Origin of the sequence: Enterobacter cloacae complex sp. P18RS (genome assembly GCF_014982105.1) — a bacterium.
Classification (GTDB): domain Bacteria; phylum Pseudomonadota; class Gammaproteobacteria; order Enterobacterales; family Enterobacteriaceae; genus Enterobacter; species Enterobacter hormaechei_C.
This window is the reverse complement of sequence record NZ_JADCKV010000018.1, coordinates 58648-76317: the sequence shown is the minus strand read 5'-3', so window position 1 is coordinate 76317 and position 17670 is coordinate 58648. Positions and strand designations below refer to the sequence as shown.

Annotated in this window: 16 protein-coding genes and 1 tRNA gene; 7 read left to right on the top strand and 10 right to left on the bottom strand. The window is 56.3% G+C overall.

Features of this window, described 5'->3' with window-relative positions; genetic code table 11:
- The first annotated feature begins 25 nt into the window (after positions 1-25).
- On the top strand, positions 26-1462 hold the full coding sequence (gene mgtE, locus INF61_RS15015; protein ID WP_006811337.1) for a magnesium transporter: 1437 nt from the start codon (positions 26-28) through the stop codon (positions 1460-1462).
- On the opposite strand, the gene INF61_RS15010 is transcribed toward mgtE, so the two are convergent.
- Positions 1425-2720, bottom strand: coding sequence for a SulP family inorganic anion transporter (locus INF61_RS15010; RefSeq protein ID WP_032650078.1), 1296 nt, complete (start codon positions 2718-2720; stop codon positions 1425-1427). The two genes, mgtE and INF61_RS15010, sit on opposite strands and share 38 nt — an antisense overlap.
- 187 nt (positions 2721-2907) lie before the next feature.
- Between INF61_RS15010 and mqo the strand changes: the two genes are divergently transcribed.
- Positions 2908-4557, top strand: coding sequence for a malate dehydrogenase (quinone) (gene mqo / locus INF61_RS15005; RefSeq protein ID WP_032619315.1), 1650 nt, complete (start codon positions 2908-2910; stop codon positions 4555-4557).
- Between the two features lie 134 nt (positions 4558-4691).
- Here the strand turns inward: mqo and eco are convergent, their stop codons facing one another.
- A complete protein-coding gene (gene eco, locus INF61_RS15000; protein WP_015572295.1) occupies positions 4692-5201 on the bottom strand; it encodes a serine protease inhibitor ecotin in 510 nt (169 codons plus the stop codon).
- 202 nt (positions 5202-5403) lie between these two features.
- Between eco and INF61_RS14995 the strand changes: the two genes are divergently transcribed.
- The gene (locus INF61_RS14995) at positions 5404-5664 is read left to right on the top strand and encodes a DUF2534 family protein (protein WP_006811332.1); all 261 of its coding nucleotides are present in this window, start codon (positions 5404-5406) and stop codon (positions 5662-5664) included.
- Between the two features lie 66 nt (positions 5665-5730).
- On the opposite strand, the gene INF61_RS14990 is transcribed toward INF61_RS14995, so the two are convergent.
- The 3 genes from INF61_RS14990 to INF61_RS14980 form a co-directional block, all read right to left on the bottom strand.
- Positions 5731-5807: transfer RNA gene (locus tag INF61_RS14990), tRNA-Pro, on the bottom strand.
- A 73-nt stretch (positions 5808-5880) separates the two neighbouring features.
- Positions 5881-7641: an LPS biosynthesis-modulating metalloenzyme YejM gene (gene yejM, locus INF61_RS14985; RefSeq protein ID WP_017383404.1), complete on the bottom strand. Its 1761-nt coding sequence runs from the start codon at positions 7639-7641 to the stop codon at positions 5881-5883.
- Positions 7642-7660: 19 nt separating this feature from the next.
- Positions 7661-7888 carry a YejL family protein gene (locus tag INF61_RS14980; RefSeq protein ID WP_001135586.1) on the bottom strand — a complete coding sequence of 76 codons (228 nt, stop codon included), beginning with the start codon at positions 7886-7888 and terminating at the stop codon, positions 7661-7663.
- A gap of 134 nt (positions 7889-8022) precedes the next feature.
- Between INF61_RS14980 and yejK the strand changes: the two genes are divergently transcribed.
- Positions 8023-9030, top strand: coding sequence for a nucleoid-associated protein YejK (gene yejK, locus INF61_RS14975; protein ID WP_017693031.1), 1008 nt, complete (start codon positions 8023-8025; stop codon positions 9028-9030).
- Between the two features lie 51 nt (positions 9031-9081).
- On the opposite strand, the gene rplY is transcribed toward yejK, so the two are convergent.
- Together rplY and INF61_RS14965 are read right to left on the bottom strand one after the other, a co-directional pair.
- Positions 9082-9366, bottom strand: coding sequence for a 50S ribosomal protein L25 (gene rplY / locus INF61_RS14970; protein ID WP_015572298.1), 285 nt, complete (start codon positions 9364-9366; stop codon positions 9082-9084).
- Positions 9367-9491: 125 nt separating this feature from the next.
- On the bottom strand, positions 9492-11252 hold the full coding sequence (locus tag INF61_RS14965) for a DEAD/DEAH box helicase (protein ID WP_023304130.1): 1761 nt from the start codon (positions 11250-11252) through the stop codon (positions 9492-9494).
- A 151-nt stretch (positions 11253-11403) separates the two neighbouring features.
- Here INF61_RS14965 and rsuA point away from each other — a divergent pair, with 151 nt between their 5' ends.
- The 3 genes from rsuA to INF61_RS14950 all read left to right on the top strand — a co-directional run bounded on the left by rsuA (position 11404) and on the right by INF61_RS14950 (position 13947).
- Positions 11404-12111: a 16S rRNA pseudouridine(516) synthase RsuA gene (gene rsuA, locus INF61_RS14960; protein WP_193547883.1), complete on the top strand. Its 708-nt coding sequence runs from the start codon at positions 11404-11406 to the stop codon at positions 12109-12111.
- Positions 12112-12126: 15 nt separating this feature from the next.
- A complete protein-coding gene (locus tag INF61_RS14955) occupies positions 12127-13326 on the top strand; it encodes a Bcr/CflA family multidrug efflux MFS transporter (RefSeq protein WP_017383400.1) in 1200 nt (399 codons plus the stop codon).
- A gap of 276 nt (positions 13327-13602) precedes the next feature.
- On the top strand, positions 13603-13947 hold the full coding sequence (locus tag INF61_RS14950) for a YejG family protein (RefSeq protein ID WP_003859372.1): 345 nt from the start codon (positions 13603-13605) through the stop codon (positions 13945-13947).
- Between the two features lie 3 nt (positions 13948-13950).
- Here INF61_RS14950 and yejF read toward each other — a convergent pair whose 3' ends face one another.
- From yejF to INF61_RS14935, 3 genes are read right to left on the bottom strand one after another with little or no spacing between them, the layout of a single operon-like run.
- Complete coding sequence (yejF, locus tag INF61_RS14945; protein WP_032103234.1) at positions 13951-15540, bottom strand: microcin C ABC transporter ATP-binding protein YejF; 1590 nt, start codon at positions 15538-15540, stop codon at positions 13951-13953.
- A 1-nt stretch (position 15541) separates the two neighbouring features.
- Positions 15542-16567: a microcin C ABC transporter permease gene (locus tag INF61_RS14940; protein ID WP_015572302.1), complete on the bottom strand. Its 1026-nt coding sequence runs from the start codon at positions 16565-16567 to the stop codon at positions 15542-15544.
- Positions 16567-17661 (bottom strand): microcin C ABC transporter permease YejB, encoded by a 1095-nt coding sequence (locus INF61_RS14935; RefSeq protein WP_003859369.1) that lies wholly within the window; start codon positions 17659-17661, stop codon positions 16567-16569. Before INF61_RS14935 ends, INF61_RS14940 begins: the two co-directional genes overlap by 1 nt.
- Positions 17662-17670: the final 9 nt, after the last annotated feature.

Below are 17670 nucleotides of genomic sequence, written 5' to 3'. Positions count from 1 at the left end.
AACTCATTTAATGGATTTATGATTGATGTCGGTATTAAAGAAAAACAGCGCCAGGCAGCGTGACCAGGAGCGTGCGCGGCTCATCTGGCTCCTGACGACCGATAAAGCGGTTACGTCAACGTTATTGGGTAAGCTAACCCTGGCTGAGCAATATGATGTCGGCACGCTGGCCGACGATATTGCTGAGGTAGGTGCGCTGGTTGCACATTTACCGCCCCCGGACCTGGCGGACACCCTGGAGGCATTGCCTTCCGAAGAGCGCCACGCCCTGTGGCGGCTGGTGCAGGATCACGAGCGCGGTCAGGTATTGCTTGAAGCCTCGGAAAACGTCTGGGATGACCTTATCGATGAGATGAGCGACCGGGACATCCTTGACGCCCTGCAAACGCTGGATATCGATGAGCAGATTTACCTCGTTCAGCATCTTCCGCGCAACCTGACCGGACGCCTGCTGGCTTCCCTGCCTGCTGAAGAGCGGGCGCGCGTGCGTCAGGTGATGCACTACGAGAAAAACAGCGTCGGCGCGATCATGGAGTTTGGCGTCATCACCGTGCGCCCGGACGTCACCCTGGGTACGGTGCAGCGCTATCTTCGTCGCCTGGGCAGTATGCCGGACAACACCGATAAACTGTTCGTCACCTCGCGGGATAAAACTCTGCTCGGGGAGCTGGAGCTGAAAACGATCCTGCTGAACAGCACCCAGCAGCGGGTGAGTGAGGTCATGGAAACCGAGCCGATGGTCTTCTCGCCGGAAGACGATGCCGAAAAAGCGGCGCGTACCTTCGAACGTGATGACCTGGTGAGCGCGGCGGTGGTGGATTCGGTGGGCAAGCTGATGGGGCGTCTGACCATCGATGAGATCGTTGACGTGGTCTATGAAGAGACCGATAACGACCTGCGTGCCCTTGGCGGGATCAGTGCCGAAGATGACGTTCATGCCTCCGTCGGCAAGGCCGTCAAAACGCGCTGGGCGTGGCTCGCCATCAATTTATGCACCGCGTTCGTGGCGTCCCGCGTTATTGACGGCTTCGAACATACCATTTCCCAGCTGGTGGCCCTGGCGTCGCTGATGCCGATTGTGGCGGGGATCGGCGGGAACACCGGTAACCAGACTATCACCATGATCGTTCGCGCCCTGGCGCTGGAAAACATTCAGCCGGGTAATTTCTCGTGGCTGATTTTCAGGGAGATGGGCGTCGCGCTTATTAATGGCCTGGTCTGGGGCGGCATCATGGGCGGCATTACCTGGTGGCTGTATGATGATATGGCGCTGGGCGGGGTCATGATGCTGGCGATGGTGCTGAACCTGCTGGTGGCGGCGATGATGGGCGTGATTATCCCGTTGACCATGACCCGGCTGGGGCGCGACCCCGCGGTGGGGTCGAGCGTGATGATCACCGCCATTACCGATACCGGCGGTTTCTTTATTTTTCTTGGACTGGCGACGATTTTTCTTCTGTAGCCAGCGCTTTTTGCTTAAGTCGGGCAGGGAGGATGAACATCATCACAATCCCGCCCAGCACGCCAATCGCCAGGTTGCCGGTGAAAACCGTTGCCACAACCGTCACCAGCATCACGACGGTTTCAGCCACCGGCGCGTTTTTCAGCGTTCCGGGCTGAACGCTATGCCAGCTAAAGGTCTTGACGGCCACAATGGCCATAATTCCCGCCAGTACCGCCATCGGAATTTTGGCCATCACCTCGCTGAGCGCCGTAACCAGCACCAGCAATACGATGCCCGCCGCAAGGGTGGAGATACGGCTTCTGCCTTTCCCCATCTCCACGTTAACGATGGTCTGCCCAATCATCGCGCAGCCCGCAATGCCGCCGTAGAACCCGGCCATAATATTGCCCACGCCCAGTCCGATGCTCTCGCGGCGCTTACTGGAGGGGGTAGCGGTCAGCTCGTCCACCAGTTTTGCCGTCAACAAGGATTCCAGCAGGCCAACGAAAGCGATACTTAGCGCGCACGGCCAGATGATGCTCAGGGTTTCCAGATTGAGCGGCACCAGCAGTTGCGTAAAGCCCGGCAAACCGCCGCCCATGGAACCTTCATCCCCTACCGTCGGCAGGATTTGCCCGCTGGTGACGGTGAACAAAGTCAGCAGCACAATGGCAATCAGCGGGGAGGGCACGCTTTTGATATAGCGTGGCACCCAGAGCACAATCAGCAGCGTCAGCACGAACAGGCCCACAATCAGCGGGCTTCGGCTCCAGAAATGGGGCACCTGGGCAAAGAAAATCAAAATGCCAAGGGCGTTAACAAACCCGGTCATCACCGACTGGGGAATAAAGCGCATCAGCCGCGCCATACCCAGCGCGCCGAACAGGATCTGAATCACGCCTGCCATCACCACCGCGGGCAGAATGTACTGTACGCCGTGTTGATGGACCATCGGCCCAATCACCAGCGCGACGGAACCTGCCGCCGCCGTCACCATGGCCGGACGCCCGCCGAGCAGGGAAAGGGCGAAACAGAGCACCACGGAGGCGATAAGGCTCACTTTCGGATCCACGCCCGCGACCACGGAAAACGAAATCACTTCCGGGATCAGCGCCAGCGCGGTAATCACACCGGCCAGGGTTTCGCGCATCAGACGGTGAGGCGAACGTAAAACAGTGGCGACATGGCCTTCTTGAGGTACAGACGAGTGGGGTAATGACATAACAATTCGCTGGTAGGGGCAGGCTTCCGTGCGCGCGATCACAAAGTGCAGCATGATAGCCAGGAAAATCGTCGGGTGCCAGCCTGTCTGCCAAATCCCTACAAACAATCCATCATTAAATTTCACAATTACAATAATTTCGTAACCTTTAAACAATATTTAAAAGTTGCTACCGTGCCACCGCAGCGTGTTTCACCTGTAATTTCCACGCATCAAGCACTATTCAACTAAGGCATAAATGATGAAAAAAATGACTGCCGTGCTCTTTTCTCTGGCCGTGGGGCTGAACGTCGTCTCGCTGGCGGCGAAGGCTGACGCACCAAAAGAGCAGGAAACGGATGTCCTTTTAATTGGTGGCGGCATCATGAGCGCCACGCTGGGAACGTATCTTCAGGAATTAGAGCCGAACTGGTCCATGACCATGGTCGAGCGCCTCGATGGCGTGGCACAGGAAAGCTCTAACGGCTGGAACAACGCCGGGACGGGGCACTCGGCACTCATGGAACTGAACTATACGCCGCAGAAAAAGGACGGTTCCATTAGTATCGAGAAGGCGGTAGAGATCAACGAAGCGTTCCAGATCTCACGTCAGTTCTGGTCTCACCAGGTGAACAGCGGTGTGTTGCACAATCCGCACTCCTTCATCAACACCGTACCGCACATGAGCTTTGTGTGGGGCGATCAAAACGTCAACTTCCTGCGCGCGCGCTACGCTGCCCTGCAACAGAGCACGCTTTTCCGCGGGATGAAATACTCTGAAGATCACGCTCAAATCAAAGAGTGGGCGCCGCTGGTCATGGAAGGCCGCGATCCGAACCAGAAAGTAGCGGCGACCCGCACTGAAATTGGTACTGACGTTAACTACGGTGAAATCACCCGTCAGCTGGTGTCCTCTCTGAAGAAAAAAGAGAACTTTAACCTGCAACTCAGCTCCGAAGTGCGTGGTTTCAAGCGCAACGCGGATAATAGCTGGAGCGTGACCGTTGCCGATCTGAAAAACAACGAAGCCGAGCATGTGATTAAGGCGAAGTTCGTGTTTATCGGTGCGGGCGGCGCGGCGCTGAAACTGTTGCAGGAGTCCGGCATTCCGGAAGCAGACGACTACGCGGGCTTCCCGGTTGGCGGCCAGTTCCTGGTGTCGGAAAACCCGGAAGTGGTTAACCGTCATCTGGCGAAAGTGTACGGTCAGGCCTCTGTGGGCGCACCACCGATGTCCGTTCCGCATATCGACACCCGCATGCTGGACGGTAAGCGCGTAGTGCTGTTCGGGCCGTTTGCCACATTCTCCACCAAATTCCTGAAAAACGGTTCCCTGTGGGATCTGCTGAGCGCGACCACGACGTCAAACGTTAAGCCAATGATGGACGTGGGGCTGGATAACTTCGATCTGGTGAAATACCTGATTAGCCAGGTGATGCTCTCTGATGAAGAACGCTTCGAGGCGCTGAAAGAGTACTATCCGCAGGCGAAGAAAGAAGACTGGCGTCTGTGGCAGGCAGGTCAGCGCGTGCAGATTATCAAACGCGATCCGAAAGAGGGCGGCGTGCTGCGTCTGGGCACCGAAGTGGTAAGCGATAAGGATGGCACCATTGCCGCGCTGCTGGGGGCATCTCCGGGGGCGTCTACCGCTGCGCCAATCATGCTGCACCTGATGGAAAAAGTGTTTAAGGACAAAGTATCCAGCCCGGAATGGCAGGCGAAGCTGAAAACCATTATTCCATCCTACGGTACGAAGCTGAACGGTAACGTTGAAGCCACGGAACAAGAGCTGGAATACACCAGCCGCGTTCTGCAACTGCAATACGTCAAACCGCAGGCTGCGGATGCTGCGCCTAAGGCAGAGCTGAAGCCTCAGGCGGAAAGCAAGCCGGTAGCGGATATCGCGCTGTAAGGTAAACGCAAAACGGTAACATCCGTTACCGTTTTTAGTGTTTTCTCCCTCTCCCGGTGGGAGAGGGTTGGGGTGAGGGCACCAGAACGCACCCTTTCCTGGTCGGGTAAGCGAGAGCGCCACCCGACTTATTATTAACGAACTACCGCTTGTCCTACCGTCTCATCCGCCTTCCATACGCGATATTTCACATCCACGTTTTCCGGCGTGTATACGACGATCGGCAGCTTGCTGTTATAGCGCAGCAGACTGTTATCACCCAGATACGCGGTAATAAATTTCTTCTCTTTCTTGCCGTCCGGGCACGCCATCATGGTGGAGACTGGCGAGGTTACTTTGTCGAAGACATAGTAGTCATAGCCCCAGCCTTCCAGCGTTTTGCTTTCCAGCTGGCCGCCCAGGCGATGCTGGTTGCAATCCACTTCCAGCGTCTGGCCGATTAACAGCTCAACTTTGAAATTTGCTTCATCCTGCTGAGCCGGGAGCTGAATAACCTGGCGCTTCATCCCTTTGTCCGCTTGCGGATACGGAGCAACTTTTTCCAGCGGCTGCTCTTTCCGGGTTTCGCTGGCGAAAGCACTGGTGCTGGCGCACGCAGCGGCGATGAGGGCGATGGCAAATTTAGGTGCGTTTTTCACTGTCATTCCTTTTTGTTAAAACGATCCTGGAAAGACTAACATATAGTACGTGAATAGTTGGCGCAATTTACTCATATTTTCATTTTAAATGGAGTAATACACTGCTTTTATGTTTATTTATTGGTGTTTAATGCTGTGTTGGAGTCGATGCGGCAATCGTGTTATTTTACGCGTTAATTATTGTTATTCATCTGTAAAGGGAGGGGAGATGGTACGGGAAAAACTGAAGACACCTGAAGGCCGCAAGTTCCTGCTGGCGTTACTGGTTGTGTTTATGATTGCTGCTGCATGCGTGGGGCGAGCAACCATTGTCGGTGTGATTGAGCAGTACAACATCCCGCTCTCTGCCTGGACAACCAGCATGTTTGTCCTGCAATCGGCGATGATCTTTGTTTACAGCCTGGTGTTCACCGTCCTGCTGGCGATTCCGCTGGGGATTTTCTTTCTCGGTGGGCGTGAAAAACACTAAGCATTGCGCATGCGGAGACAGGCAATAAAAAACCAGCCATAAGCGGCTGGTTTTTTTGTGTAGTTTTGGTCGGCACGAGAGGATTTGAACCTCCGACCCCCGACACCCCATGACGGTGCGCTACCAGGCTGCGCTACGTGCCGACGCATAAAAGGAATACTACTCGATTCCTTTTTGAATGCAAGGGGCAAGCAACGCTAACTGATTCATAAATAATCAGTTAGCGATAAAGCGCTTCTCGTCTGTCAGCACCTGCAACAGCAAACTGAGCTGCGGCTTCTGGTCTTTCAGCTTCTCACCTTCGAGGTTATACGTCTGGTAATTGCCATTGCTGTTCAGCACCAGGGACAACGTTGGCGTGGTCACCACCAGCGTGTTTCCGCCAGCAGCCGTGACCCAGTTATGACGCCGCGTGGCGCTAAAGAGGTCTTGTCCCTGCGAGTACTCAATTGCCGGTGTGCTGACGTGCAGCAGCCGTTGCATTAACGTGGTCATGACGTCTTTATGGTCGGTGAGCATGTTGATGCGCTGCGCGGGAGTGCCCGGCCAGTGGATCACAAGGGGAACATGCAGGTTCGGACGCGACCACTCCATGCCCTTCGCCTCGTCGCCGAGCGGCACGCCATGCCCCGCCGTGATAATCACGACCGTATTATCCAGCTTGCCCGCGTCGCGCAGGGCGGTCAGCACGCGGCCGATCTGCGCATCGACATCGCCCGCCGCACGGCTATAGCGGCGCGCGAAGCCTTTCTGATTGCTGTCATCAAGCGTTGTGCCGTTAAACGCAACCCAGGAGAACCAGCGGTTATCTTCCTGCGCATAGCGCTTCAGCCAGTCTATCCACTGGTCAGCGGTCCGATCGTCAGACTGGCTCTGCGCGGCGGGCAGTGAGAAATCAGACAGCAGCGCCTGGCGGTACAGCGAGCTGTTGAAACCATCAGAGGCGAACAGCCCCAGCTGGTAGCCCTGCTGATTAAGCCCGGTAATCAATGCCGCCGGAATACGGGCCGACAGCACGCCGTCCATATAGCTCGGTGAAATGCCGTAGAACAGGCCGAAAATACCCGCGTCGGTCGAATTACCGGAGCTCATATGCTGAGTGAATACGATGTTGTTCTCAGCGAATTCAGCCAGCGCTGGCATCTGCTTCTCATAGCGGGAATAGTTCAGGCCATCGACGGTAATCAGCAGCACGTTCTGACCGCGGCCCATGTCGCGATATTTCAGATCGCTCAGGGGATACTGCACGCTGACCGCTTCCGGATTACCCTGTTCGACCAGACGACGCTGATACTCCTGCGCGTCCAGCAGGCCGTGTTTTTCGAGGAAACGACGCGCCGTCATCGGATAGGAGAGCGGCAGGTTCGCGCGCTGCATGGTAATCGGGCGGTAGAAGTTCGCATCTGCCCAGATATACATCAGGTGCGAACCGATAAATGAGGCGAAAAAGAGCGCCGCGACGGGCTTCGCATAATGGCGGCGTCGGGTCAGACTGCGGAGTTTTTGCCAGCTCCACGTGGCGAACAGCATTTCGATCAGCAGGATAATCGGCACGCTGATAAACATCAGCTGCCAGTCGCGCGCGGTCTCGTTCTGATCCGGGTTAATCACCAGCTCCCAGACGACAGGATTCAGGTGCAGGTGGAAGCGAGTAAAGACTTCGCTGTCGATCAGCAACAGTGTCATGCCCGCCGTCGCAAGAATGGCGGACAGGAAGCGCATCAGCCGCTGCGACATGACGATAAACGTCAGTGGGAACAGGATCAGCAGATAGGTGGCGAAGACCAGAAAGCTAAAGTGACCAACAAGGCTCATCCACGAGTAGATGCGCCCGGTTAACGTGGTTGGCCAGTCCGCCACAAACAGATAACGGCAGCCGAGCACCATCGCCAACAGAATGTTGAACAGGGCAAACCAGTGCCCCCAGCTGACCATCTGGGAGACTTTTTCACGGTAGCGCTGACGATTCGTCACCATAAACTGTTGTTCGTTTCCCTTAGTGTGCCTGGTCGTCGCTAACGGAGGACTGCAAAGCCTGGGCGAAAGATTTGGCGATCGCCTGACGCTGAGCCGGAGCAACGCTGGTATTGATCAGGTTGGTAACCATATTTCCCAAAACCATCAGGGAGAGATCGGTTGGCGTTTTATGTTTTTCCAGTACGTTGACCAGCTCACTGAGCAATTGTTCAACGTGTTCGTCACTGTAGCGGGAATGTTGTGGCATAAATCAAAATCAGTTTGTTGAGAGAAGGGCGACATATTACCGTAGCAACAGCTTTTTTTCCCCTTTTTTATCTTCTGTTGCACACATGCGTTGGTGGTGGTTGAATACCGCCCGGTCTAAAAGGAGAGTTTATCATGAGTCTGGAAATCAACCAGATTGCCTTGCACCAGCTTATCAAGCGTGATGAGCAAACCCTTGAAGTGGTGCTGCGCGATTCGTTACTGGAACCAACGCCTACCGTTGTCGAGATGATGGCGGAGTTGCATCGCGTCTACAGCGCGAAAAATAAAGCCTATGGCTTGTTCAGCGAAGAGAGCGAACTGGCGGATAGCCTGCGCCTGCAACGTCAGGGCGAAGAGGATTTCCTGGCATTCAGCCGCGCTGCTACTGGCCGTCTGCGTGACGAGCTGGCGAAATATCCCTTCGCCGATGGCGGTATCGTCCTGTTCTGCCACTACCGCTATCTGGCGGTAGAGTATCTGCTGGTCACCGTGCTGAATAACTTAAGCAGTATGCGCGTGAACGAGCAGCTGGATATCAGCTCAACGCACTACCTGGATATCAACCATGCGGATATTGTGGCGCGTATCGATTTAACCGAATGGGAAACCAACCCGGAATCAACGCGCTATCTGACCTTCCTTAAAGGCCGCGTGGGCCGCAAAGTGGCGGATTTCTTTATGGACTTCCTCGGCGCCAGCGAAGGGCTGAATGCCAAAGCGCAGAACAAAGGTCTCCTCCAGGCGGTGGATGACTTTACGGCTGAGGCGCAGCTTGATAAATCTGAGCGTCAGACCGTGCGTCAGCAGGTTTACAGCTACTGCAACGAGCAGCTACAGGCTGGAGAAGAGATTGAGCTGGAGTCGCTGTCCAAAGAGCTGGCAGGCGTCAGCGAAGTCAGCTTCCAGGAATTTACTGCGGAAAAAGGCTATGAGCTGGAAGAGAGCTTCCCGGCGGATCGCAGTACGCTGCGTCAGCTGACGAAATTTGCCGGTAGCGGCGGTGGGTTAACCATTAACTTTGATGCCATGCTGCTCGGGGAACGTATCTTCTGGGACCCGGCCACCGACACGCTGACCATTAAAGGCACACCGCCGAATCTGCGCGACCAGCTTCAGCGTCGCACTTCAGGCGGTAAGTAACAGCCATAAAAAAACCCCGCAAACGCGGGGTTTTTCTCGACAGGTTTGCGATTACGCGCGAACGAAGTCGATGTGAGTCAGTTTTGGCTTGAACGCGTGACGCTGAACAGCCTGAACTTTCACTTTTTCTTCTTTACCGTCAACAACGATGGTCAGAACTTCGCTGTAGAATTCAGCTTTGTTCTGCATGTTCCATACTTTGTCGTGATCCAGTTCAATAGCAACTGGAGCAGCTTCGCCACCGTAAACGATAGCCGGGAACTTGTTTGCGGTACGCAGGCGGCGGCTCGCACCCTTACCCTGCACGTTACGTACTTCTGCTTCGATAGTGAACATTGATTTCTCTCTGTATTTAAAACCCTACTACAGGCGACCCAGCAGCAGGTGAGTGTTCTGCCTCACGGATGTGAAGCGGGCGGCATTTTATACTCAAATGGCTCGCGCATCAACGAAAAGTCCCGTTAACCGCGCAATTCGTTTGCCCGGCGAAAGCGTCCTTCATAGTCAAAGACCTTCTCACGCACCTGCCAGAACTGCCCTTTTTTACGGGCGACAACAAAATCAGGATGGCGCAGTAACGCCTGCTGGCGCACGATATCGGCCACGGTTATCCAGCGCAGCGGCACGCCAGGCGTGCGGGTATGCGGGCGGATAAAGAGCTGCTCGAACGCGGTGCGCTGGGCGGGCGTCTGGACCCGGAACCGCTCGCTGACGTCTGCGCCATCCTCGTCGTAGTAGGTAATTTTTAGCCACTCGCCTTTTTCATCCGCGCCGGGCTGTAAGGCCATGCCGGAACAGCGCAGCACCAGCGCATCTTTCAGCTTCAGCGCCGCTTTCAGCATGTCGTCCGGGTCGACCAGGACCGTGTCGCACTCCCGACAGCGGCGGGCGGCAATGTCGTTTTCGGCATTGCACTGCGGGCAGTTTTTGAAGCGGAAGCGGAAATCACACTGTTCGCGATGGCCTTCATCGTCTTCAAACCAGCCCTGACAGCGGCGGCCAAAATGTTCGATCAGCGTGCCGTCGGCGGTGGTTTTCCCCCAGAAGGTGTTGGCAAACCCGCAGGCAGGGCAAAAAACCTGAACGGGCACGTTGTCGCTCTTGCCTTTTGGCGTGCCGACTTCCGGCGAATAGAGATCGTGCGGGTTACCGGCGTAATCAAGGATCAGACAGTCGGTTTTGCCCGGCGCCAGACGCAGCCCGCGGCCAACAATCTGCTGATACAGGCTGACGGATTCCGTCGGGCGAAGAATCGCAATCAGGTCGACGTGCGGGGCGTCAAAGCCGGTGGTTAGTACGGAGACATTCACCAGATAGCGGAACCGCTGAGCTTTGAAGTCCTCAATCAGGCTGTCGCGCTCCGGGCCGGGGGTTTCACCGGTAATTAACGCCGCGTCGTCGGCGGGCAGCAGCCCCGTAATTTCGCGCGCGTGTTCGACAGTGGCAGCAAAAATCATCACCCCTTTGCGCGTTTGTGCGAACTCTTCAATCTGGCTGATGATATGCGGCGTGATCCGCTTCTGTTTTTTCAGCTCATGGTTAAGATCTGCCTCGCTGAACAGCCCGTTGCTCTGCGCCTGTAAGCGGCTGAAATCGTACTGCACGACGGGCATATCCAGCCGCTCCGGCGGCGTCAGGTAGCCATGCTTGATCATGTAGCGCAGCGGAAGCTCATAGATACAGTCGCGGAACAGGGCCTTTTCATCGCCACGCACCATGCCGTGATAATGAAACTGATAAATCCAGCCCTTGCCCAGACGAAACGGCGTGGCGGTGAGGCCAAGCAGACGGAGGTGAGGATTCACCTTTTTCAAATGAGTGAGGATTTGCTGATACTGGCTGTCGTCGTCATCGCTGATGCGGTGACACTCATCGACAATCAGCAGGGAAAACTCGCTGCGAAACAGTTCCAGGTTGCGCGCAACGGATTGTACGCTGCCAAACACCACTTTTCCGTGGCTCTCTTTGCGCTTCAGTCCGGCGGCAAAAATGTCGGCCTCCAGGCCGAGCGCGCAATATTTGGCGTGGTTTTGCGCCACCAGCTCTTTGACGTGCGCCAGCACCAGCACGCGTCCGCGGGCCAGGCGCGCCAGTTCGGCAATCACCAGGCTTTTACCGGCTCCGGTCGGGAGAACGATGGCGGCGGGCTCCCGATGCTTGCGAAACCAGGCGAGGGTGGCATCAACGGCTTCCTGCTGATAGGGGCGTAATGTGAACGTCATGGCTTCTCTATTCAGTTAACTCGCATATAGTATGCCACGAAACTTTTTCCCTTGAGTGGCGCAACCAGACCATTATACTGAACTGTTTCTGACTGCTTCTTTTTCGGACGCGTAGTCCGACTTCCAGCACCATTAAGGCTAAAAAGATTTCATGCGACTTGATAAGTTTATCGCTCAGCAACTCGGCGTAAGCCGGGCTATTGCCGGGCGTGAAATTCGCGCCAGCCGCGTAACCGTGGACGGCGACATTGTGAAAGACAGCGCTTTTAAACTCCAGCCTGAGCACCAGGTGGAGTATGACGGCAACCCGCTGACCCAGCAGAATGGCCCGCGCTACTTCATGCTCAACAAACCGGAAGGTTACGTCTGTTCAACGGACGATCCGGATCACCCGACGGTGCTCTATTTCCTCGACGAACCTGTGGCGCACAAGCTGCATGCGGCAGGGCGACTGGATATCGATACCACCGGCCTGGTGCTGATGACCGATGACGGCCAGTGGTCGCACCGCATCACCTCCCCGCGCCATCACTGTGAGAAAACCTATCGGGCGATGCTTGAGTCTCCGGTCTCGGATGACACGGCAGAGCAATTCGCGAAAGGCGTTCAGCTGCATAATGAGAAGGATCTGACCAAACCGGCGGTGCTGGAAATCCTCACCCCCACGGACGTCCGTCTGACCATCAGTGAAGGCCGCTACCATCAGGTGAAGCGGATGTTTGCCGCCGTGGGCAACCACGTTGTGGGGCTGCATCGTGAACGTATCGGCGCGATTGAACTCGATCCAGACCTGGCCCCAGGGGAATATCGCCCGCTGACGGAAGAAGAGATTGCCAGCGTCGGGCTGCCTTCACGCTAAATTCAGGAGAACCCTGTGACCACCAGGCCACACTCGTCGTTTAAAATTGTATTTATCCTTGGCCTGCTGGCCATGCTGATGCCGCTGTCTATCGATATGTATCTGCCCGCGCTGCCGGTGATTTCCGCTCAGTTTGGCGTACCGGCAGGCAGCGCGCAGATGACGCTCAGCACCTACATTCTTGGTTTTGCCCTCGGTCAGCTCTTTTATGGCCCAATGGCCGACAGCCTGGGGCGTAAACCGGTTATCCTGGGCGGGACATTGATATTTGCCGCGGCGGCGGTGGCCTGCGCGCTGGCGCAGAGTATCGATCAGCTGATTGTGATGCGCTTCTTCCATGGCCTGGCGGCGGCTGCGGCAAGCGTGGTGATTAACGCGCTGATGCGCGACGTCTACCCGAAGGAAGAGTTCTCACGCATGATGTCGTTCGTCATGCTGGTCACGACAATTGCGCCGCTGGTCGCCCCCATGGTGGGCGGGGCGGTCCTGGTGTGGTTCAGCTGGCATGCGATTTTCTGGATCCTGGCGATTGCCGCGCTGCTGGCCTCGGTGATGATCTTCGTCTTTATCGATGAAACGCTGCCGGTCGAGCGACGTCAGAAGTTCCACATTCGCACCACGCTTGGCAACTTTGCCTCGCTGTTTCGCCATAAGCGTGTGCTCAGCTATATGCTGGCCAGCGGCTTCAGCTTTGCCGGAATGTTCTCGTTCCTGAGCGCGGGGCCGTTTGTGTACATCGAACTGAACCATGTGTCACCCCAGCATTTTGGTTACTACTTCGCGCTGAATATTGTGTTCCTGTTTGTGATGACCATTATCAACAGCCGCTTTGTCCGGCGGGTTGGGGCGCTGAATATGTTCCGCGCCGGGCTGTGGATCCAGTTCGTGATGGCTATCTGGCTGGTATTGAGCGCGTTGCTGGGCGTCGGTTTCTGGGCGCTGGTGGTGGGCGTGGCGGCGTTTGTCGGCTGCGTGTCGATGGTTTCATCCAACGCGATGGCGGTGATCCTCGACGAATTTCCGCATATGGCGGGCACCGCCTCGTCGCTGGCAGGAACGTTCCGTTTCGGAATTGGCGCGATAGTCGGGGCGCTGCTCTCGACGGCGACGTTTAATACCGCCTGGCCGATGCTGTGGGCGATTGCCCTCTGCGCGACCTGCTCCATTCTCTTCTATCTTTACGCCAGCCGGCCGCGAAAGACGGCGCATAAATGACCACTTAAGGCCCGTGACGGGCCTTTTTGTTGACCCATATCAACCAACCCTCCGTTCGTTTACCCTGTGTTTGTTTCTTTTATGTAAAATCTATTTATGTAAAAAGTCACATCATTGTATTTAAAAAGGTTGAGTTAGATCGCAGAAACGGGTACATATAGCGCCGACGCGAGCCTGCAACGCCTATAAAATCCGCTAAACAGTGCAGGTTTGCGATGATGTGTTACTATAAATGTAAATAAATTGTGAAGTAAATTTGCTTCCGGGGATCTGAACGTGAATACATTACAACTCTCCATTGTCCATCGCTTGCCCCAGAGCTATCGCTGGTCGACGGGTTTTGCAGGTTCGAAAGTTGAACCGATTCCGCAAAGCGTTGCCGGGGAGGATAATTGTCTGGTGGCCCTCAAACTGCTCAGCCCGAGCGATGAAAATGCGTGGCCGGTCATGGAACGTCTCAGCCAGGCGCTGACGGACATCGAAGTGGACAGCTCCGTGCTGGAATGCGAAGGTGAGCCGTGCCTGTTTGTTAACAGCCAGGATGAGTTTGCCGCCACCTGTCGTCTGAAAAACTTCGGCGTGGCCATTGCCGAGCCGTTCTCCGGTCAATATCCTTTCTGAGTGCTAGTCAGCGGACAATAGCTGGCGTGTGTAATCCTGCGTCGGCGCGGTGAATACGCGCTGGCACTCTCCCTGCTCAACGACTTCTCCCTGCCGCAATACCACCACCTGATGGCAAAGCGCACGCACCACCTGTAAATCGTGGCTGATAAAGATATAGGCCAGCCGATGCTTTTCCTGTAGCCCCTTCAGCAGCGCCAGAATTTGCGCCTGCACGGTGCGGTCCAGGGAAGAGGTTGGCTCGTCCAGCACGATCAGCTCCGGTTTCAGGATCAGCGCGCGGGCAATCGCTATACGCTGGCGCTGTCCGCCGGAAAACTCAGCCGGATACCGGTGCCGGGTCTCGGGATCTAAACCCACTTCCGCCATCACCCGCATCACGTCGATTTCACGCTGTTGCGCCGTCATTGTCGGCTGGTGGACGCGCAGGCCCTCTTCAATAATCTGTAATACGCTCAGGCGCGGGTTAAGCGAAGAGTTTGGATCCTGAAATACCACCTGCATCCGCGGACGCACGGGAAGCATCATCCGGCGATTCAGGTTTTGCAGCGGCATGCCGTCAAAAACAATGCTTCCCTGAGAGGCGATCAGGCGCAGCAGCGCCAGGCCGGTGGTGCTTTTGCCTGAACCGGACTCGCCCACAAGCCCAAGCGATTCGCCCGGACGCAGAGCGAAGCTCATGTCTTTCAGAACATGATTGTGATCGACCACGCGACGCAAAATGCCTTTGCGGATCGGGAATGACACCGACAGCCCCTCAACCCTCAGCAACGGCGCGCTGTCAGCGTTAAGCGGAACCGGGTCGCCAGCGGGTTCGCTATCGAGCAGGCGCTGTGTATACGGGTGCTGAGGCGCGCTCAGCAGGGCGGATGCCCGGTTCTGTTCCACGCAGCGGCCGTTTTGCATCACGGCCACCGCGTCAGCGAGCTTTTTCACGATGCTCAGGTTGTGCGTAATAAACAGCAGGCTCATGTTCAGCTCGTCGCGCAGTTCGCGCAGCAGTTGCAGAATTTGTGCCTGTACCGTGACGTCCAGCGCGGTAGTAGGTTCATCGGCAATCAGCAGTTCGGGGCGCGTGAGCAGGGCCATTGCAATCATCACGCGCTGGCGCTCGCCGCCGGAAAGCTGGTGCGGGAAATCGTTCAGCCGTTTCGCCGCATTACGGATACCGGTGCGTTCAAGGCAGTCCAGAATTTCACCCCGCGCTGCCTCTTTACGCATTCCCCGATGAAGTGACAGCACTTCATAGAGCTGTTTTTCCAGGGTATGCAGTGGGTTGAGCGACACCATCGGCTCCTGAAAAATCATGGCGATGTTGTTGCCACGAATGCCGCGCAGGGTTTGCTCGTCAGCGTTCAGCAGCGATTGTCCATGGAACAGAATATCCCCCTGCGGATAGCTGACCGGCGGGGAAGGGAGCAGGCGCAGCACCGACAGCGCCGAAACGCTCTTACCGGAGCCGGATTCCCCGACCAGCGCCAGCGTCTCTCCGCGCTGGATCTGCAACGATAAGTCCGTCACCACCGTGCGTGATTCGCCCTGTTTTGAAAACGCAATCGACAGATTCTCTATGCTCAGAAGAGGCCGGGTCATGTCATACCGCCTTGTTGGGATCGAAGGCATCGCGCACGGCTTCGCCAATAAAAATCAGCAGGGAAAGCAGCACCGCCACGGAGAGGAATGCGGCGATGCCCAGCCAGGGGGCCTGGAGATTGTTTTTGCCCTGCAACAGCAGTTCGCCAAGGGACGGTGAGCCCAGCGGCAAACCGAAACCAAGAAAATCAAGCGACGTCAGGGTGGTAATGGAGCTGCACAAAATAAACGGCAGGAAGGTGAGGGTCGCCACCACCGCATTGGGAAGCATGTGACGGAAGATTATTGCGCCATCGCTCACGCCTAACGCCTGCGCAGCGCGAATATAGTCGTAATTCCGCGTACGCAGAAACTCCGCGCGCACCACGCCGACCAGCGCCATCCAGCCGAACAGGACGGTGATCCCGAGCAGCCACCAGAAGCCAGGCTGTACCACGCTGGACAGCAGGATAATCAGAAACAGCGTCGGCATACCGGACCAGACTTCAATCACGCGCTGTCCCCATAAATCTATTTTACCCCCGTAATAGCCCTGCACGGCGCCCGCCACAACGCCCATTACGCTGCTAAAGAGCGTCAGCAGTAGCCCAAACAGGAGCGAGATGCGGGTGCCATAGAGAATGCGCGCCAGCACATCGCCGCCGTTGGCGTCCGTTCCCAGCCAGTTTTGCGCGGAAGGCGGCGAAGGGAAGGGGGTGGACGTGGCGAAGTTAATACTGTTCGCGCCAAAACGAATCGGTGCCCAGATAGCCCAGCCGTGCTGCGCTATCTGTTCACGTAACCAGGGATCCTGGTACTCGGCTGGCGTCGCAAACGGGCCGCCAAAATCGCTTTCGCTGTAGGTGGTCAGCACCGGCACATACCAGCGGTCTTTGAAATGCACCAGCAGGGGTTTATCGTTGGCAATCAGTTCCGAACACATACTTAAGGCGAACAGGACGGCGAAGATCCACAGCGACCAGTAGCCGCGACGGTTGTGGCGAAAACGCGCCCAGCGGGCCTGATTGACGGGGCTTAAACGCGACATCAGCGGCCCTCAAAATCGATACGGGGATCGACCAGCGTATAGCTGATATCGCTGATGATGTTCAGCAGCAGGCCGATCAGGGTGAAAATGTAGAGCGTGCCAAACATCACCGGATAATCACGGGAGACGGTGGCCTCATAGCCCAGCAGCCCTAATCCGTTGAGCGAGAACATCACCTCTATCAGCAGCGAGCCGGTAAAAAACATACTGATGAACGTGGCGGGGAAACCGGCAATCACCAGCAGCATGGCGTTACGAAAAACGTGCTTCCACATGATCTGCTTTTCACCGACACCCTTGGCGCGCGCGGTGACGACGTACTGTTTGCGGATCTCATCAAGAAAGGCGTTTTTGGTCAGCATCGTAAGCGCCGCAAAACCGCCGATGACCGTCGCCAGCACCGGAAGCGTGATGTGCCAGAAGTAATCGGTGATTTTCTGATACCACGGCAGGGTGCTGAAATCCGCAGAGACCAGCCCGCGCAGCGGGAAGAGGTCGAAATAACTGCCGCCGGCGAAAAAGACAATCAGCAGCACGGCAAACAGAAACGCCGGGATAGCGTAGCCGATGATAATGAATGTGCTGCTCCAGATATCGAAACGGCTACCGTTGTAGACCGCTTTTCGGATCCCCAGCGGAATGGAGACCAGATAAATAATCAGCGTCCCCCACAGTCCGAGCGTGATGGAAACCGGCAGGCTTTGTTTGATCAGGGTTAACACCGAGGCGCTGCGAAACAGGCTGTCGCCAAAATCGAAACGGACATAATCCCAGAGCATCCTGAAATAACGCTCGTGCAGCGGCTTGTCAAAACCATAGCGATGGGTGATCTCGGCGATCACCTCCGGATCCAGTCCGCGACCGCCCCGGTAGTGGCTTTCGCTGATGTTGCCCACGCCCGTCCGGGCATGGCTGGCCCCCATTCCTTCACCGCCGCCGCCCGGCATGCCGCCAGCGTGACCAAATTCTATAGCCGCAATTGCCTGGTCCACCGGACCGCCGGGGGCGATCTGGACGATAAAAAAGTTAATGGTAATGATGGCCCACAGCGTCGGGATCACTAACAGCAGCCGGCGGATAAGATAAGCGCCCATCGTCACTCC

Excerpts from the sequence above, each read along its gene's own strand:
- mgtE (WP_006811337.1), top strand. The coding sequence starts at position 26 with ATGTCGGTATTAAAGAAAAACAGCGCCAGGCAGCGTGACCAGGAGCGT.
- INF61_RS15010 (WP_032650078.1), bottom strand. The coding sequence starts at position 2,720 with ATGCTGCACTTTGTGATCGCGCGCACGGAAGCCTGCCCCTACCAGCGA.
- mqo (WP_032619315.1), top strand. The coding sequence starts at position 2,908 with ATGAAAAAAATGACTGCCGTGCTCTTTTCTCTGGCCGTGGGGCTGAAC.
- eco (WP_015572295.1), bottom strand. The coding sequence starts at position 5,201 with ATGACAGTGAAAAACGCACCTAAATTTGCCATCGCCCTCATCGCCGCT.
- INF61_RS14995 (WP_006811332.1), top strand. The coding sequence starts at position 5,404 with ATGGTACGGGAAAAACTGAAGACACCTGAAGGCCGCAAGTTCCTGCTG.
- yejM (WP_017383404.1), bottom strand. The coding sequence starts at position 7,641 with ATGGTGACGAATCGTCAGCGCTACCGTGAAAAAGTCTCCCAGATGGTC.
- INF61_RS14980 (WP_001135586.1), bottom strand. The coding sequence starts at position 7,888 with ATGCCACAACATTCCCGCTACAGTGACGAACACGTTGAACAATTGCTC.
- yejK (WP_017693031.1), top strand. The coding sequence starts at position 8,023 with ATGAGTCTGGAAATCAACCAGATTGCCTTGCACCAGCTTATCAAGCGT.
- rplY (WP_015572298.1), bottom strand. The coding sequence starts at position 9,366 with ATGTTCACTATCGAAGCAGAAGTACGTAACGTGCAGGGTAAGGGTGCG.
- INF61_RS14965 (WP_023304130.1), bottom strand. The coding sequence starts at position 11,252 with ATGACGTTCACATTACGCCCCTATCAGCAGGAAGCCGTTGATGCCACC.
- rsuA (WP_193547883.1), top strand. The coding sequence starts at position 11,404 with ATGCGACTTGATAAGTTTATCGCTCAGCAACTCGGCGTAAGCCGGGCT.
- yejF (WP_032103234.1), bottom strand. The coding sequence starts at position 15,540 with ATGACCCGGCCTCTTCTGAGCATAGAGAATCTGTCGATTGCGTTTTCA.
- INF61_RS14940 (WP_015572302.1), bottom strand. The coding sequence starts at position 16,567 with ATGTCGCGTTTAAGCCCCGTCAATCAGGCCCGCTGGGCGCGTTTTCGC.
- INF61_RS14935 (WP_003859369.1), bottom strand. The coding sequence starts at position 17,661 with ATGGGCGCTTATCTTATCCGCCGGCTGCTGTTAGTGATCCCGACGCTG.